This window comes from Pseudomonas sp. AA-38 (genome assembly GCF_029457475.1).
Lineage (GTDB): Bacteria > Pseudomonadota > Gammaproteobacteria > Pseudomonadales > Pseudomonadaceae > Aquipseudomonas.
This window is the reverse complement of record NZ_CP120359.1, coordinates 2,342,053-2,357,984: the sequence shown is the minus strand read 5'-3', so window position 1 is coordinate 2,357,984 and position 15,932 is coordinate 2,342,053. Positions and strand designations below refer to the sequence as shown.

At 65.5% G+C, this 15,932-nt stretch carries 14 protein-coding genes; 3 read left to right on the top strand and 11 right to left on the bottom strand.

All coding sequences use genetic code 11. The annotated features are described in order from the left end of the window. Positions 1-70: 70 nt before the first annotated feature. Both PVE35_RS10740 and PVE35_RS10735 read left to right on the top strand, forming a co-directional pair. Entirely contained in the window at positions 71-898 is an 828-nt protein-coding gene (locus PVE35_RS10740; RefSeq protein ID WP_268177676.1) for a TatD family hydrolase, read from the top strand. Positions 899-1,265: 367 nt separating this feature from the next. After that, positions 1,266-2,717, top strand: a complete 1,452-nt coding sequence (locus PVE35_RS10735; protein ID WP_268177677.1) for a methyl-accepting chemotaxis protein — start codon at positions 1,266-1,268, stop codon at positions 2,715-2,717. Here PVE35_RS10735 and PVE35_RS10730 read toward each other — a convergent pair whose 3' ends face one another. The 10 genes from PVE35_RS10730 to selD all read right to left on the bottom strand — a co-directional run bounded on the left by PVE35_RS10730 (position 2,718) and on the right by selD (position 13,586). Continuing rightward, positions 2,718-3,515: a thioesterase family protein gene (locus PVE35_RS10730; protein ID WP_268177678.1), complete on the bottom strand. Its 798-nt coding sequence runs from the start codon at positions 3,513-3,515 to the stop codon at positions 2,718-2,720. Between the two features lie 130 nt (positions 3,516-3,645). Then, positions 3,646-4,416 (bottom strand): CHAD domain-containing protein, encoded by a 771-nt coding sequence (locus tag PVE35_RS10725; RefSeq protein WP_277374619.1) that lies wholly within the window; start codon positions 4,414-4,416, stop codon positions 3,646-3,648. 4 nt (positions 4,417-4,420) lie between these two features. Further along, positions 4,421-6,424 (bottom strand): DUF3488 and DUF4129 domain-containing transglutaminase family protein, encoded by a 2,004-nt coding sequence (locus tag PVE35_RS10720; RefSeq protein WP_277374618.1) that lies wholly within the window; start codon positions 6,422-6,424, stop codon positions 4,421-4,423. Then, complete coding sequence (locus PVE35_RS10715) at positions 6,421-7,371, bottom strand: DUF58 domain-containing protein (protein ID WP_268177681.1); 951 nt, start codon at positions 7,369-7,371, stop codon at positions 6,421-6,423. The genes PVE35_RS10720 and PVE35_RS10715 overlap by 4 nt, the downstream gene beginning before the upstream one ends. Beyond that, positions 7,371-8,288 (bottom strand): AAA family ATPase, encoded by a 918-nt coding sequence (locus tag PVE35_RS10710; protein ID WP_268177682.1) that lies wholly within the window; start codon positions 8,286-8,288, stop codon positions 7,371-7,373. The genes PVE35_RS10715 and PVE35_RS10710 overlap by 1 nt, the downstream gene beginning before the upstream one ends. Positions 8,289-8,408: 120 nt before the next feature. Beyond that, entirely contained in the window at positions 8,409-10,373 is a 1,965-nt protein-coding gene (locus PVE35_RS10705) for a methyl-accepting chemotaxis protein (RefSeq protein ID WP_277374617.1), read from the bottom strand. Positions 10,374-10,490: 117 nt separating this feature from the next. Next, on the bottom strand, positions 10,491-11,096 hold the full coding sequence (locus PVE35_RS10700) for a flavin reductase family protein (protein ID WP_268177684.1): 606 nt from the start codon (positions 11,094-11,096) through the stop codon (positions 10,491-10,493). After that, positions 11,096-11,374, bottom strand: a complete 279-nt coding sequence (locus tag PVE35_RS10695) for a hypothetical protein (protein WP_268177685.1) — start codon at positions 11,372-11,374, stop codon at positions 11,096-11,098. Before PVE35_RS10695 ends, PVE35_RS10700 begins: the two co-directional genes overlap by 1 nt. Before the next feature lie 77 nt (positions 11,375-11,451). Further along, positions 11,452-12,552: a tRNA 2-selenouridine(34) synthase MnmH gene (gene mnmH / locus PVE35_RS10690; protein WP_277374616.1), complete on the bottom strand. Its 1,101-nt coding sequence runs from the start codon at positions 12,550-12,552 to the stop codon at positions 11,452-11,454. Then, on the bottom strand, positions 12,552-13,586 hold the full coding sequence (gene selD, locus PVE35_RS10685; protein WP_277374615.1) for a selenide, water dikinase SelD: 1,035 nt from the start codon (positions 13,584-13,586) through the stop codon (positions 12,552-12,554). Before selD ends, mnmH begins: the two co-directional genes overlap by 1 nt. A gap of 105 nt (positions 13,587-13,691) precedes the next feature. Here selD and PVE35_RS10680 point away from each other — a divergent pair, with 105 nt between their 5' ends. After that, positions 13,692-14,696, top strand: a complete 1,005-nt coding sequence (locus tag PVE35_RS10680) for a patatin-like phospholipase family protein (RefSeq protein ID WP_268177688.1) — start codon at positions 13,692-13,694, stop codon at positions 14,694-14,696. Here PVE35_RS10680 and PVE35_RS10675 read toward each other — a convergent pair whose 3' ends face one another. Then, positions 14,697-15,782 (bottom strand): AI-2E family transporter, encoded by a 1,086-nt coding sequence (locus PVE35_RS10675; protein WP_268177689.1) that lies wholly within the window; start codon positions 15,780-15,782, stop codon positions 14,697-14,699. Between the last annotated feature and the right edge of the window lie 150 nt (positions 15,783-15,932).

Below are 15,932 nucleotides of genomic sequence, written 5' to 3'. Positions count from 1 at the left end.
TAAATGATGGCTTTTCTGAGCGGCGGAGGAGATCTGTTATGCTCCGCCCAGGTAATGCTCAGGTGGCACCATGCAGCTCATCGATATCGGCGTCAATCTCACCCACCCCAGCCTGGCTCCGCAGGCCGAGGCCTTGTTGGAACGCGCGCAGGCAGCCGGTGTCTGCCAGTGGGTGCTGACCGGCACCAGTGTCGCCGAAAGCGAGGCCAGCCTGGCGCTTTGCCGACAGTTGGACGCTGGCGGCCAGCGCCTGTTCAGCACCGCCGGGGTGCACCCGCACGATGCCAGTAGCTGGAACGCCGCGACCGCCAATGCCCTGCAGGATCTGCTCGCCGAACCCCAGGTGCGCGCCGTTGGCGAATGCGGCCTGGATTTCGACCGTGACTTCTCACCCCGCCCCTTGCAGGAAAAGGCCCTGGAGGCGCAACTGGCGCTGGCGGCACAGTTGCGCAAGCCGGTGTTTCTCCACGAGCGTGCTGCTAGCCAGCGTCTGCTGGAGATACTGCGCGACTACCGCGACCATCTGCCGGCTGCCGTGGTGCATTGCTTCACCGGAGAGCGCAAGGCGCTGTATGCCTATCTCGACCTCGACCTGCACATCGGCATCACTGGCTGGGTCTGCGACGAACGGCGCGGCACGCACCTGCACCCACTGCTCAAGGACATACCCGGCGCGCGCCTGATGCTGGAAACCGATTCGCCCTTCCTGCTGCCCCGCACGCTGCGGCCCAAACCCAAGAGCGGGCGCAACGAACCGGCCTTCCTCACCGAGGTGCTGCGCGAGGTCGCCCTGCACCGCCAGCAAAGCCAGGAAGCACTGGCCAAACAAACCAGCGCAACCGCTCGCGACTTCTTCGCATTACCGACCATACTTGAGGTTGCCGCAGCCGACCTTTGATTGACGTCAAGCCGCCGACAGATGCCTGAGGCATAATGATGGCAAATAGCTAGGGTCTGTTGCCGTTTCGCGCACGGCCGCGACGGAGCCAGTTTTTGCGTGGGGCTAGGCGCGAGACGCGAAGTTTGGTCGCCCAAATGAGCCGTCGAGTAACGACGCACCACGCAAAAACTGGCCCGTCCCTGCGGGTTGCGCGGTAAATTGCGCCATGCGTCGTTGTGGGATTTGGCAAGGGAACGACCATTACCTGCATCCCACGCCTCGCGGAACGCCGCCCGGCCATGGCGCAATTTGGCGCAGCAACGCGGCTCGCGTCGAAACGGCAACAGACCCTAATAATCATCGCAAGAAAATGGACTCTATGAGCATGGGCGCCTGGATCAGCAATCTTTCCCTCAAATACAAGTTCTGGGCGGTGAACGCCGTCGCCTTCGCCATCACCCTGATGCTGGTACTGTTCGCCTTGCATATCGAACGATCGGCCCGCATCGACGACGCCCGTCAGGCCGCCAGCCAGCAGGCACGCCTGCTGCAGCAATGGCCAGCGCAAAGCCCCCTGCCGCAACTGGCCGAACTGAAAGTCCTCGACCAGGCCACTGGCCAAGCCGATACCAGTGGCTGGCAAGCGCTGCAGCATGATGCCTGGTTCAGCGACTCACCGAGCATTGGTACGCAGCGGTTCAAGTTGGCCGACGGCCGCCAGGCTGCGCTGCAGGTCAAGGCGCCAAGTCTGCTGCAACTGTTCGGCGAGCATGCCGCCAGCTATGCACTGGCCGTCGCCCTGCTGATGCTCCTGCTGCTGGCGGCCTCGCAACTGCTGATCCGCTTTCTGCTCAGCCACCTCAACACGCTCAAGGACGTCATGCTGCAGGCCGAGCGCAGTGGCGACCTGTCCCTGCGTGTACCGCTCTCCAGCCGCGACGAAGTAGGCCAGATGGCCGCCGCCTTCAACGCCATGCAGGCCGGTTACCAGCGCGTGGTCGGCACCGTGGGCCAGGTGGCTGGTGAACTGGACAGCGGCACCAGCAGCCTGGCGCGACACATGGGTAGTGTGCGCCAGGGCATGCTCGCCCAGCAGAGCGAAACCGACCAGGCCGCCACCGCGATCAACGAGATGTCCGCCACGGTGCAGCACATCGCCGAACACGCCAGCACCACCCGTGACCAGTCGCTCAGCGCCGATCAGCTCGCCCGTGCTGGCCAGCAGGTGGTCGAGCGCGTCGAGCAATCCATCGACGCCCTGTCGCAAGGGGTACGCCAGAGCGCCGGCAGCATCGAGCGCCTGGCCGAGGACAGCCAGCGCATCAGCCAGGTGGTGGCGGTGATCCATGGCATCGCCGAGCAGACCAATCTACTGGCACTCAATGCTGCCATCGAGGCGGCGCGGGCTGGCGAAATGGGTCGCGGCTTCGCCGTGGTGGCCGATGAGGTGCGTAATCTGGCCAAACGTGTGCAGAGCTCAACCGATGAGATCACCCAGATGATCGGCAACTTGCAAGGCGGCACCCGCGATGCCGTGGAGTTCATGCGTGAGAGTTCGGAGAACGCCACCCATTGCGTGCAGCTTGCTCAGGAAGCGGGCGAGTCGCTGGCTGCGATCACCGCGGCCGTTGCGCTGATGCGCGAAAGCAACACGCAAATCGCTGTGGCGGCCAACCAGCAGAGCCAGGTGGCCGAGGAAATGAGCCGCTCGGTGGTGGGCATCCGCGACGTCACCGAGCAGACCGTGGGGCAGACCCTGGAGTCCGCCGCCACCAGCCAGCAACTGGCCGAACTGGCGGGCCAGCTCAGCCGCGCCATCGGTCAGCTCAAGCTGTGATCAGCCGAACACCGTGACCGTCTGCCGGCTCAGTGCGATCAACTCGCCGCTCGGGCTCCACAGCCCGGCAGCGACATGGCCGTAACCATCGCGCGCGTGCTCGATCTCGGCGTGGTACAGGCACCATTGCTCGGTGCTCAGGTCATGCAGCGGCTGGACGAACTCGATGGTCCAGGTCAATGAACTACCCGGAGCCGGGCTCTTCAGATGCTGCAGCACGGCAGGTGGCCAGGCGTCGACCAGGGCCAGCAGGTGCGCCTCGGTAAGCGCTTGCGCTTCGGTTTCGCCCTTCAGACGCACCCAACCGCCCATCTGCCGTGAGGGGTTGTTGCTGAAGGGCATGCCGCCGATCCCCCAGCGCATGGCCAGGTAACGGGTGAATTCGGGGGTGACATTGCGGATGTAGGGCAGCTCTTGGCACTGCTCCACTGCCTTCATGCTCGGTGCCGATAGCGGCGCCACTTCGATTGCAGACTCTCTCGCCGCACCGAAGCTGCCCTGCACCAGGGTCACCACCTGACCCTCCTGGGTCGCGCGCAGGGCCATCTGGCTGACCGCCTTGCCCTCACGCAGCACCTCGGCCTCGAAGCATACCGGCACCTCAGGCACCACCGGTCCAACGAAGGTGATGGCCAAGGAACGCACAGGGCGCCCTACCGGCACCTTGGCGCACATCACCTCGTAGGCCAGCGCGGCGACCAGGCCACCGAAACCGGCACGGCCCTGGGCCCAGGTAGCGGGAATCAGCAATGCGTCGGGTTGGTTGCGCACAGCTTGCAGCAACTCGGAAAAGGTCATGAATACCTCGAATACGGGAAAGGCTCTGATCTTAGGGCATGTGATGCCCTGGCCAGCAGGCCACATCGGCCAAACAGACGGCGAAAATATCACCGTCGCGCCCAGTGCAAACCCAGCCTAGGTTCGGCGCTCAGTCGGCCAGAACAAAGTCCACCCGCAATACCAGGAGGCTGTCGTCGGCTTGCTGCTCGGCGGCCTGCATCGCCGCTTGCCAGACTGCCCGGTAAGGCGCGAGCGCAGGTTCCGTTTCCGCCAGGGCCAGCCATTGCAGGTTGTCGTGCCAGTCACCCAGCGCGCCCTGCGCGTGCTTCAAATGCGCCAGTGCACGGCGGCTCAGCCCAGACTCCCGCGGGTAGGCCTCGGCGGCGTAGCGTACCCGCTTGATCAACAGGCGCAGCCGATGGCGGTCGTGCGCCGGGTCGCGCAGGGCCAACGCCAGACGCTGCTGCTGGCGCTGCAAGCGGCGCTGGATGCGACGCGGCAGGTGATCCAGCTCGGCATTGGCAGCGGCCTGGCGCCAACGCTGTGGCCAGGCATCGAGCAATGCCAGCAGATCCTCCAGTTCCCGGGTAAGGGCCACCTCGGCCCGCCGTGGCGCCAACTCGCGGGCCATGGCATCGGCCGGGGCGCCCGCGCCGAGCTGGCGCAACTGCGCCTGCAGCACCTCGCGGTCACGCAATGGCCCGGTCAGGCGCCCCAAGGCGGCAGCGGCCTGTTCCAGGCTGTCCACCGTGGGCAGGCCACGCAAGGGCCTGAGCAGGCTGCGCATCCGCCGCAAGGTAATCCGCAGATCGTGCAGGGCCTCGTCGTCGGTGGCCTCTACCAGGCGCGCACGACAGGCATACAAACGCACCTGCAGCGCCAGAAGCTGCTCGACAGTGCTATCGACGAAAGCGCTCATCACCTCACTCCCTCTCTTTGGCTACAACACGGCGACGCCATGGCAAGGCCCGCCTCAGCTCACGCAAGATCCGTCGCAACACCGCAGCCGGTATGGCCTGCCCGGCATAACGCTGGCGCTCGTATTGCTCGGCGAAGGTGCGAATCAACACCGCCTGTTCGGGTAGAGCGCGCTCGGCACGCGCGGCATAGCTGCGCATGCCCTCGCCCGCAGTTGGCATCACCCCGTGGCGCGCCAGCATACGCTGGAAGCGACGCCAGAGCTGGCGCTGCGGATCCTCCCGGCGCTGCCAGGGCTTCAGCAGCCAGAGTGCCAGAAGCCCGACGAGCAAGGCTCCGCTACCGACCAGCGCCAGTGCCAGGCGCTGCCAATCCAGGCTGCCGAACCAGCGCTGCAACACCTGCACCTGCTGCTCGCCCTGGTAGCCCAGCACCCAGCGCTGCCAACCATAGTTGAGGCTATCCCATTGCAGGCGCAACTGATTGAGCCAGGTCAGGTTGCGATAGCGCAATGGCGAGAAGGGCTGATCCTCGAGAAAGGCTTCGTCTTCTCCCAAAGCCTCTGCAAGCCCTTGCTCGACCCGCTCCGGCGCCACCTGGAAGGTCGGGTCGACGCTGCGCCAGCCCTGCCCTGGCTGCCAGTACTCGACCCAGGCGTGGGCATCGAGCTGACGCACCAGCAGGTAATTGCCGCCGGGGTTCAGCTCGCCACCCTGATATCCGGCCACCACCCTTGCGGGAATACCGGCGGCGCGCAGCACGAAGGTCATGGCGCCGGCATAGTGCGCGCAGAAGCCGGCACGAGTGTCGAAGAGAAAAGCGTCGATGGCATTCTGGCCCAGGGGTTGCGGGCGCAGGGTGTAGTGATAGGGCTGGCGCTTGAAATGCTGCAACAGCGCCGCGACCAGCGCATCGTCCTGCGGATACTGGCGCCTGAGCTGCTCGGCCCATTCACGGGTGCGCGGCTCCCCCTCTGACGGCAGTTGCAGGTCGCGCCGCAACAGTTGCGGATCGGCCTGTGCCTCGCGCAGCGCCTGTGGCCAGGAGCGCGCCTGGTAGAGCAAGGGACGATCCACCGGGCTGCGCCGCTGCCAGCGAAAATCGCTCATCATGCGGCTGTCTTCCGGATTGATCTGGGCCACGTCCAGAGTGAACAGCCAGGGCCTGTTGCTCGGCTGCATGACGATACTGTACTCGACCGCCTCACCACGGGCCTGCCACTGCGGGGCACGAGGGATGGCCGCCTGGCCGGACTGCGACCAGCGCCGACCGTCGAAATGCTCCAGGGTCAGGGCGCGCCAGTAGAGTTCGCTGCGTGGCGGCATGGGGCCGTCGAAGCTGGCGCGAAAGGCCAGCGCCGGGGAGCGGCTGAGCTCGGCGATATCCCCTGGTGTCATGCTCTCGGCCAGCCCGGTGATGCCCTTGTCGCTGGGCATTGGCAGTGACCATAACGGCCCCAGGCGCGGGAAGAACAGGAACAACAGCAGCATCAGAGGCACGGCCTGCAGCATCAGGCTGGCCGCCAGGCGCAAGGTGGCCCAGGGGCGCCGGGCAAAGGCGCTCTGCTGCAGGCCAAGCAGCGCCGCCAGCAATGCCAGAACCGGCAGCAGGCTGTACAGGGCGGCAACAATACCGTCCTCGAACAGGTAGGAGGTCACCACGCAGAAGAAACCGAGGAAGATCAGCACCAGGGCATCGCGCCGGCTGCGCATCTCCACCAGCTTGAGGATGAAGGTGCAGATCAGCAGCACGGTGGCCGCTTCCATGCCCACCAGCGTCCCCCGTGAGGCGAAGATGCCGCCGATCACCGCAGCCAGCAACAGGCCCTTGGCCAGATTGCCGGGATGGCGCAGGCGCATGCGAAAGATCTGCACCCGCCAGAATGCCGCGACCAGCCACAGCCCCGCCACCCACAGCGGCAGATGCAGCAAGTGCGGGGCGATCACCAGCACCTGTGCCACCAGCAGCCAGGTCAGGGCGATACGCGGGATCAGTGGCTGGCTCATCACTTGCTCCCAAACAGCGCCAGGGCACGCAGACAACGTTCGCGGTGCGCGTCACCCTGCCCAACTTCGATCACCTGCCCGGGCAGGTGCAGGCCGAACGGCTGCTGCCGAGCACTGAGCTGCAGCACCCAGTGGCAGAGCAGCGACAGGCGCCTTTCCAGGTCGCCGCCCAGGCTGTCGAAGTCCAGCCATGGCTCGCGCCCGCTGAGCGTGGCGAACTCCTTGACCTGCAAGCCATGGCCACGGGAATAGGCCTTCCACGCCAGGCGGCGCTTGGAGTCACCCGGCTGATAGCTGCGCAGCCCTTGGAAGTCGTCGGCACCCTGGCCGCGCACCTGCTGCCCGTCCTCTTCCTCTTCGGCCAGCCCTGCGGCCAGCGGCAGCTCACCTTCCAGCGGGCGCGGGTAGACCAGCACCGGCTGATCCAGGTCGACCCAGCTCCAGGCCACCAGCAGCCCCAGCGGAAAGCGACTCTCGACACGCAAGCGCGGCGGTCGTAACCAGCCGCGCCGTTCGGTGGCGAGGCTCAGTTCCAGCTCCACCTGCCCCTGCGCCGGCACGTCGGCCAGTTGCAAGGCGGCCGGTGGCCAGCCCAGGGCCACGGCCTGGTGCTCACGGCCCTGGCTGTGCAGGCGCAGGCGAAATGCGGCCTGCTCACCGACGAATGCCGCCGCCGCGCCACCGGCTCTGAGCTCCAGGCCGGCCAGATTGCGATAGGTATGCAAGATGGCGACGACGAATACCGCCGCCAGCAGAAAGGTCAGGCCATAGGCCAGGCTGTTCTGGTAGTTGATCGCCACCAGCAACATCAGCAGCAGCACCAGGGCGAAAATGCCGCCCACCGCGCTGGGCAGAATGAAGATACGCCGCTGATCGAGACGCACGCTGGCTGCCGGCGGAATGCGCCGGGCCAACCAGCGTGACCAATACGGTTTGAGCAGGCGGCGCATCAGAGCGCAGGCACTTCACGCAGCAGCCATTGCACCAGGCTGCCGCCGCCATGCCCAGTTGGGTCGGCGCGCTCGCGCAGGCGGTGCCCCGCCACGGCCGGCAATACCGCCTGCACATCTTCGGGGATCACGTAGTCGCGCTCGGCCAGCAACGCCCAGGCCCGTGCCGCCGCGAGCAAGGCCAGGCTGGCGCGCGGCGACAGGCCCCAGGCGAACTGCGGCTGACTGCGCGTTGCCTCGACCAGGCGCAACACGTAATCCACCAGGGCGTCACTGGCACGCACCTTGGGCACCTCGGCCTGCAGGCGGGCCAGTTCGGCATGATCAAGGATAGGTTCAAGGCGCGGCAGCAGATCCCGCCGTGCATCCCCCAGCAACAGCGCCCGTTCGGCAGCCTGCGCCGGATAACCCAGCGACAAACGCATGAGGAAGCGGTCGAGCTGCGATTCCGGCAGGGCGAAGGTGCCGCCGCTGCTCACCGGGTTCTGCGTGGCGATGACGAAGAACGGCTCGGGCAAGGGCCGGGTGGCACCTTCGATGGTGACCTGGCCCTCCTCCATGGCTTCAAGCAGCGCGCTCTGGCTCTTGGGCGTGGCGCGGTTGATCTCATCGGCCAGCACCAGCTCGGCGAAGATCGGCCCGGGGTGGAAGACGAACTGGCCGCTTTCCTTGTCGAACACCGAGGTGCCGAGAATGTCGCCGGGCAACAGGTCGGAGGTGAACTGGATCCGCTGAAAGCTCAACCCCAGCACGCGCGCCAGGGCGTGGCTGAGGGTCGTCTTGCCCATCCCGGGCAGATCCTCGATCAGCAGGTGGCCACGGGCCAGGAGGCAGGCCAGTGCCAGGCGCACCTGCCCTTCCTTGCCCAGCAGCACCTGATTGACCGCATCGAGACAGGCATCCAGTTTACTTCGCATCATCGGCTCCTCGCGTCCAGGCTGCCGATGCTACTGGGCTGCCCGAGCCGGGCAAAGCGCCATGTAACCTTTGCTCACGAAACTGTGACGGCCCAGTCCTTTGCCGCCCGTCACCACCATTCAGAGCCTGAACTGCCCGGCCATGCCCTGCAGCTCGCGGCCCAGCTCGGCCAGTTGGGTGCTGGCCGCCGCCGTCTCGTCCATCGCCACGGCCGACTGGTCGGCGATGTCGCGGATGGAGGTGACGCTGCGGTTGATCTCCTCGGCCACGGCGGTCTGCTCCTCGGCGGCAGCGGCGATCTGCTGATTCATGTCGAAGATCTGCGCCACCGCTTCGGAAATGGCCGACAGCGCGCTTTCGGTCTGGTTGGCATCGGTCACCGCGTGGGTTACCAGGCTGGCGCTCTGCTGCATGTCCTGCACGGTACGCTGGGTACCCTCACGCAGCGTGGCAATCAGCGTCTCGATCTCGGCGGTGGATTGCTGGGTACGCCGGGCCAGGGCACGCACCTCATCGGCGACCACGGCGAAACCACGACCCTGTTCGCCCGCTCGCGCTGCCTCGATGGCCGCATTGAGCGCCAGCAGGTTGGTCTGCTCGGCCACGCTCTTGATCACGTCGAGCACCGCATCGATGCGCTGCGCATCCTGGCTCAGGCGCTCGATGCTGGCCGTCGTGGTATTCATCGCCTTGGCCAACTGGTCGACACGCTGCAGCGTCTGCCCGACCACCTGGTTGCCCGCGCCAACTCGCTCCTCGGCGTTGCGCGTGGCGGCGGCCGCCACCTCGGCGTTGCGCGCCACCTCATGCACCGTGGCCGCCATCTGACTCATGGCAGTCGCCACCTGGTCGGTTTCCGCTTTCTGCCCATTGACGCCCAGACGCGTCTGCTCGGTGACACCGGAAAGCGCCTGGGCCGCCGCGGAGATCCGCTCCACCCCGCCCTGCAGGCGCCCCACCATGTTGCGTAGATTGCTGGCCATGCTCTGCATCGCGGCGAGCAGTTGACCCACCTCATCGTCACGCGACACATCCAGTTGTACGCTCAGATCACCGGCGGCAATGCGCTCGGCCTGGGTGATCACCTGGCGCAGCGGACGCACGATCAGCTTGCTGATCAGCAACGCGGCACACAGCCCCAGCAGCAGGGCCAAGGCCGCCACCAGGACGATCAAACCACTGCTGGTGCGTTGTTCGCCGTGCATCACCTCGCGCTGTAGGCTCTGTACGCGATCGAGCTGGGTAAGCATGGCCTCGGCGGTGCTCACCAACTGCTGATAGACCTTTTTCTGCTGCTGCAGCAGCGTGGAATATTCCTTGAGGCGTTCGGTGAAGGAATCGACGTTGACCACCACATCGGCCAACACCGCTGCATAGCCGGGATCCTCCAGGGCGTCGCGCAGGCTGGCCGCGAGTTGCTGTGCCTCGACGGCCTCGGCAATCTGCTCGTCGGCGGCCTCGCCATCACGACGACTGGCCTCCAGGCGTTTGCGCGCCTCCCCCATCGCCTGCAGCAGCAATTGATGGATCTTGCCCACCTGCACGGCCTGCTGCACCGAAAGACCGCCTTGCTGCCCCTGGCTCGACTTGAGCAGATCGACGCCGTCCTCGGTCATGCCCTCCTGCAGCAGATCCAGGCTGTTGGCGGCGCTGACCACCAGCCAGTCGGCGGCATCCAGCGCGAGCTGCATGCCATCGGTCTGCTCCACGTAATGCTGAAAGGCGGTGCGGTACTGGTCGAGCAGCGGCTCGAGTTGCGTCAAAGCCTCGGCGCTGTCGCCCCCCAGTTCGCTGCGCAGCGCCTGGCTGCTCTGCAGGATGCTCTCGACCTGCTGCTGCAGGCGCTCGGCCTGCGCCTTGTCGCCGTTCAGGGCGAATCCCTGCTCCGTGGTGCGCATGCGCAACACCTGATCGCCCAGCACAGCCATGCGTTCCAGGCGCTCGGCCCCAGCATTGACCTCCCGCAGGGCCAGCAGGCCGGTCAGCGCCACCAGTACGGTGAGTGCCAGCACCAGAGAAAATCCCAGCATCAGTTTGGTGACCGTGCTAAGACTGGCCAAACGACCACTCAACGACCTTGCCATCGACCACTCCCCAGAACGAACGTCCAAACGTTGACAGTAGGAGTGTAGACCTGCAAGCGACAAGCCAGCCGGCAGGCGATTGGCCTGAACAGCTAAGAAGATGTCGCTTTTGTGCTATCAGGGGCGCTGCAGATGGAACAGCTCGGTCGTACGGCAGTAAGCACTGCCGCCCAGGCGCCCCACCAGGTCGAGCCGCAGTGGGTCGATGCGCCCCTGCTCATTGAGCACGGCGTCGTCGATATGTGCCAACAGCACTTCGGCGAAGATCAGGTGGCAGTTGGGCCGTTCAGGCGGATACGGCTGGATCTGCGCCACACGGCACTCGAAGGTCACCGCTGCTCCCGCGACGCGCGGCACGTCGATACGTTCGCAAGGCAAGCTGGCAATGGCGCCGTGCGCGAACTCGCTGACCTCGGGCGGCAGAACCGCTGCGCTGGCATTCATCGCTTCGGCCTGCGCGAAGCTGACCAGTTGAATCGCCAGTTCACCGCTGGCCTGGGCATTGCGCAGGCTGTCCTTGAGGCTGCCATCGTCACGGGTATTGACGTTGACCAGCACGGTGGCGGGATTGTCGCTGATGATCTGGAAGAAGCTGAACGGTGCCAGGTTGGCCACGCCCTCGGGCGAGCGGGTGGAGACCCAGGCGATGGGTCTGGGCGTGATGCTGGAGGCCAGCCAGCGATAGGCCTCCAGCGGGCTGAGCGAAGCGAAATCGAGCTGCATCAGCGCCCTGCTCGCGATTCGCGAATATAGAAGCGCGCCCGCTCGGCCTTGCTGACGCAGCCCTCATAGGCCTCGAACTGCTGCTGAGTCTTGGCCGCAGTCAGCAACGACAGCGCCTTGGAGTAGCTCACCGTACCGGCGAAGCCCTCGGCCTCGGCGATGCTCAGTTCCTTCCAGGCGGCATCCAGTTGGTTGGCACAGGTATCCCGGTAAACGGTCTTGCCGGCGCAGCCACTCAGCGCGACCGCCAGCAGCGGCAAACAGATCCAGTGTTTCATCGACCACACTCCTCGAACGGATATGACTACGGACTTGGCCCAGCCTATGACGCTGCAACACAACGAAAGTGCCCGGCTCACTCGCCGTTTCGTTCACGCAAGTATTGCACCACGGCTTGCTGCTCACCGGCGAATTCGATACGCCCCGCCTTGCTCTCGCGCTGGAACACGTACATGGGATCGTAATACTCCACCAGCAGAGCTTCGATCCAGCCACGGTGAGTGTCTACCTGGCCGTCGGCTTCCTGCTCGACCAAGGCCTGATCCATGATCGCGGCGAGGCGCTGGTAACGCTCGCCGCCCAGGCGCCGGGTGATGTTGGCCAGGCTTTCGCGCAAGCGCGCGGCATAGGCGGCAAAGCCCGCCTCCTCGCCCTGTTGCGCGACGAACTCCGCGCACAACTCCACCACGTAGGCCTGGAGGATACGCTCGATGCGATTCTGCAGACTGTCTTCCAGCCATACCAGCGGGTAATGCTGCATACCCTGGTGCAGCGGCAACGGCAAGGAGCAACGGCCGATCAGGCGCGCCTCGTCCTCCAGCACGAACTGCTGCTGGCCGCGAGCACGACGCTTGAGCAGGTCGATGGCCAAGGCATTCTCGAAGTCGATCTGCGCCGGCTGGGCGCTGGCCCGCTTGCCGAAGCTGGAGCCACGGTGGTTGGCGTGGCCTTCCAGATCCACGGCATTGGCCAGTTGCGCGATCACCTCGGTCTTGCCGGTGCCGGTCATGCCGCCGACCAGCACGAAAGTGCACTCCTGCAGCGCCTGTTCGGTGGTATGCAGGAGGAAGCTGCGCAGCGCCTTGTAGCCGCCGACCACGCGCGGGTAGTCGATGCCGGCCTCGCTCTTGAGCCACTGCTGGACGATCTGCGAACGCAGACCACCGCGGAAGCAGTACAGGTAACCCTCGGGATTGGCCTTGGCAAACGTTACCCAGGCCTCGATACGCTCGGCCTTGGTGCGCCCGCTGACCAGTCGGTGGCCCAGTTCGATGGCCGCCTGCTGGCCCTGCTGCTTGTAGCAGGTGCCCACCTTCTGCCGCTCGATATCGGTCATCAGCGGCAAGTTGATCACCCCCGGAAAGGCGCCTTTGGCGAACTCCACGGGAGCACGCGTATCCATAAGCGGCCAGTCATGCAGGAAAAGTTCGCGGTAGTCGGTGCAATCGTCGCGCATCAGTACACCTCGACCGCGTGACGCTGTCGCTCCACCAGCTCGCCGATGGGGGACAGATCCAGCCCCAGCTCGGCAGCCGTGGCGAGAAACTCGGCCTCGCCTTCAGGCATCACCGCGATCAGCAGGCCGCCACTGGTCTGCGGATCACACAGCAGCAACTTGACCAGCTCGGGCAGCGGTGCGATGCGTTCACCATAGCTGTCGAAGTTGCGCAACGTGCCACCCGGGATGCAGCCCTGCTCCAGGTAATGTTCCACGCCGGCCAGACGCGGTACGCGAGCGAACTCGACGCGGGCGCTGAGGCCGCTGCCATCGGCCATTTCCACCAGATGGCCGAGCAGGCCGAAACCGGTCACATCGGTCATGGCGCAAACCCCTTCGAGCTTGCCGAAACGGCTGCCGGGCTTGTTCAGGGTGCACATCCAGTCACGGGCCAGGCCGACATCTTCGGCACGCAGCCTGGCCTTCTTCTCGGCGGTGGTGAGAATGCCGATGCCCAGCGGCTTGGTCAGGTACAACTTGCAGCCGACGCTGGCGGTATCGTTGCGTTTGAGGTGGCGTTTTTCCACCAGGCCGGTCACGGCCAGGCCGAAGATCGGCTCCGGGGCATCGATCGAATGGCCGCCGGCCAAGGGGATGCCGGCTTCGTCGCAGATGGCGCGGCCACCCCGAATCACCTCGCGCGCCACTTCCGGGGCCAACACGTTGACCGGCCAGCCAAGGATGGCAATGGCCATCAGCGGGTCGCCACCCATGGCGTAGATGTCACTGATGGCGTTGGTGGCGGCGATACGGCCGAAATCGAAGGGATCGTCGACGATGGGCATGAAGAAATCGGTGGTCGAGACCACCCCGCGTTCCTCGTCGATGGCGTAGACCGCCGCGTCGTCACGCGAGGCATTGCCGACCCACAGACGCGGGTCGAGATGCTGTGCGCCGCTGCCGGCCAGTATCACTTCCAGCACCTTGGGGGAAATCTTGCAGCCGCATCCGGCACCATGGCTGTATTGGGTCAAACGGATCGGCTCGCTCATTGCATGCTCCGGCAGGGACGACTTGGCGGCGAATTCTAGCAAAAGGTGCCTTGGCGCCGCACACGGCGAAGGGTAAGGTCGGGGCTGAATTCGGGGGAAACAGTGATGAGCAAGAGAGTCGCACTGGTACTGGGCTCCGGTGGTGCGCGTGGCTACGCACACATCGGTGTGATTGACGAACTGCAAGCACGCGGCTACGAAATCGGCTGCATCGCGGGTTGTTCCATGGGGGCGGTGGTCGGCGGCATTTTCGCCGCTGGCAAGCTCGACCAGTATCGCCAATGGATCGAAAGCCTGGATTATCTCGACGTGCTGCGCCTGCTCGATGTCAGCTTCCGTCTCGGCGCGATTCGCGGTGAACGGGTGTTCGGGCGCATCCACGAGATCGTCGGCGACATCGACATCGAACAGCTATCGATTCCCTTCACAGCCGTGGCCACCGACCTCACCAACCAGCAGGAAATCTGGTTCCAGGAGGGCTGCCTGCACCAGGCCATGCGCGCCTCGGCCGCCATCCCCAGCCTGTTCACGCCAGTGATCCAGGGCAAGCGCGTGCTGGTCGATGGTGGCCTGCTCAACCCGCTGCCGATCGTGCCGGTGGTGTCCAGCCATTGCGACCTGATCGTGGCGGTCAACCTCAACGCCACCAACCAGTTGCGCTACAGCCTGCCGGTGATCGAGCGCCCGCCTGCACTCAAGGGGCGTATCGACCTGTTGATGGCCTCGCTCGGTGCCCGCCTGCCCAGTTTCAAGCGCAAGGACGATGACAGCCTGCTGCTGGCCGACGAACAGCGCCAGGCCAACGCCACCAGCGTGCCGGCAGCCCCCAGCCAGACCGAGGACAGCCCCGCGCCCAAGTCTGCCAGTGGCTCGCGCATCGCCGAGTTCAGCGGCCCGGCGTCGTTGCTCGAGCTGATCAACCAGAGCGTCGAGGTGATGCAGACCTCGCTGGCGCAATACAAGATCGCCGGTTACCCGCCGGACATCCTGGTCAACGTGCCCAAGCGCGTCTGCCGCTTCTTCGAGTTCTACAAGGCACCGGAGCTGATCATGCTCGGCCGCCAGATCGCCCGGGACACGCTGGACAAATACGAACGCGAGCAGGGCTGATCAGCCACGCGACTCCTCGCTGGGCAGCGCCTTTTCTGTCATGGCCTCGCTGGTTGGCGCCTTGTCCGCCACCCAGTCGCTGAGCAGGCTGTAGGCCACTGCCAGCAGGGTCGGGCCGAGGAACAGACCCATGAAGCCGAAGGCCAGAATGCCGCCGAACACGCCGAGCAGCACCACCACCAAGGGCAGGTTGCCGCCACGACTGATCAGATAGGGCTTGAGGATGTTGTCCACGCCGCTGATCACGAAGAAGCCCCAGATGCCGAGGAAGATCGCCATGCCGATCTCGCCCTGCCACACCAGCCAGGCCACGGCTGGCCCCCAGATCAGCGGCGGCACCATGATCAGGCTGCAACCGAAGGTCAGCAGCCCCAACAACAGTGCGCCCGGTACGCCAGCGATGAGAAACCCGACATAGGCCAGCAGCGCCTGCGCTGCGGCGGTGCCGATCACGCCGTTGACCACGCGCTGCACCGTACCGGCCACCAGCTCCAGATAATGATCGGCGCGTTCGGCGATCAACCGCTCCAGCAGGCTGCGCACGAACACCGCCAGACGCGGGCCGTCACGGTAGAAGAAAAACACCAGCACCAGGCTCAGGGCCAGCTCGAGCATGCCTCCGCCGATTCGTGCGCTGCGTGCCAGCAGCCAGTTACCGACCTGCCCCAGATAGGGGCGCAGGGTATCGAGGAAGGCCACCCCCTGCTGATCGATGGTGCGCCATAGCTCCGCCAGGCTCTGGCCCACCAGCGGCAGGCTGTCCAGCCAGCTAGGCGGCGGTGGCAGGCCGTCGACCTGCAGATCCTTGATCAGGGCATTGGCATCCTTGATGTGGTCGGCCAGATTGAACCCCAGCAACACCAACGGCACCGCCACCAGCAACACCCAGCAGCCGGTGAGAATACCGGCTGCCAGGGACAGACGCCCACCCAGCAGCAGGCTCAGCCTACGCATCAGCGGCCAACTGGCAAACGCCAGCAGCGCGGCCCAGAACAACGCCGACCAGAAGGGTGCGAGCACCCAGAGACTGGCGGCCAGCAGGCCAAGCAGCAGTATCTGCACCAGCAGCCGATCATTGGTGGCCATGGCGACGAACTCCTCGATTGATCATATCAACGACAGAGCGCCCGACTCGGGCGCTCTGGGGGGAACCTGGGAAACGAACCTGGCGATATTAGCAGGCCGTTGAAAAAAGTAGGCGACGACTGCATGGACGCAGGAAGCCAAAGCCGAAGT

Excerpts from the sequence above, each read along its gene's own strand:
- PVE35_RS10740 (WP_268177676.1), top strand. The coding sequence starts at position 71 with ATGCAGCTCATCGATATCGGCGTCAATCTCACCCACCCCAGCCTGGCT.
- PVE35_RS10735 (WP_268177677.1), top strand. The coding sequence starts at position 1,266 with ATGGGCGCCTGGATCAGCAATCTTTCCCTCAAATACAAGTTCTGGGCG.
- PVE35_RS10730 (WP_268177678.1), bottom strand. The coding sequence starts at position 3,515 with ATGACCTTTTCCGAGTTGCTGCAAGCTGTGCGCAACCAACCCGACGCA.
- PVE35_RS10725 (WP_277374619.1), bottom strand. The coding sequence starts at position 4,416 with ATGAGCGCTTTCGTCGATAGCACTGTCGAGCAGCTTCTGGCGCTGCAG.
- PVE35_RS10715 (WP_268177681.1), bottom strand. The coding sequence starts at position 7,371 with ATGCGCCGCCTGCTCAAACCGTATTGGTCACGCTGGTTGGCCCGGCGC.
- PVE35_RS10710 (WP_268177682.1), bottom strand. The coding sequence starts at position 8,288 with ATGCGAAGTAAACTGGATGCCTGTCTCGATGCGGTCAATCAGGTGCTG.
- PVE35_RS10705 (WP_277374617.1), bottom strand. The coding sequence starts at position 10,373 with ATGGCAAGGTCGTTGAGTGGTCGTTTGGCCAGTCTTAGCACGGTCACC.
- PVE35_RS10700 (WP_268177684.1), bottom strand. The coding sequence starts at position 11,096 with ATGCAGCTCGATTTCGCTTCGCTCAGCCCGCTGGAGGCCTATCGCTGG.
- PVE35_RS10695 (WP_268177685.1), bottom strand. The coding sequence starts at position 11,374 with ATGAAACACTGGATCTGTTTGCCGCTGCTGGCGGTCGCGCTGAGTGGC.
- mnmH (WP_277374616.1), bottom strand. The coding sequence starts at position 12,552 with ATGCGCGACGATTGCACCGACTACCGCGAACTTTTCCTGCATGACTGG.
- selD (WP_277374615.1), bottom strand. The coding sequence starts at position 13,586 with ATGAGCGAGCCGATCCGTTTGACCCAATACAGCCATGGTGCCGGATGC.
- PVE35_RS10680 (WP_268177688.1), top strand. The coding sequence starts at position 13,692 with ATGAGCAAGAGAGTCGCACTGGTACTGGGCTCCGGTGGTGCGCGTGGC.
- PVE35_RS10675 (WP_268177689.1), bottom strand. The coding sequence starts at position 15,782 with ATGGCCACCAATGATCGGCTGCTGGTGCAGATACTGCTGCTTGGCCTG.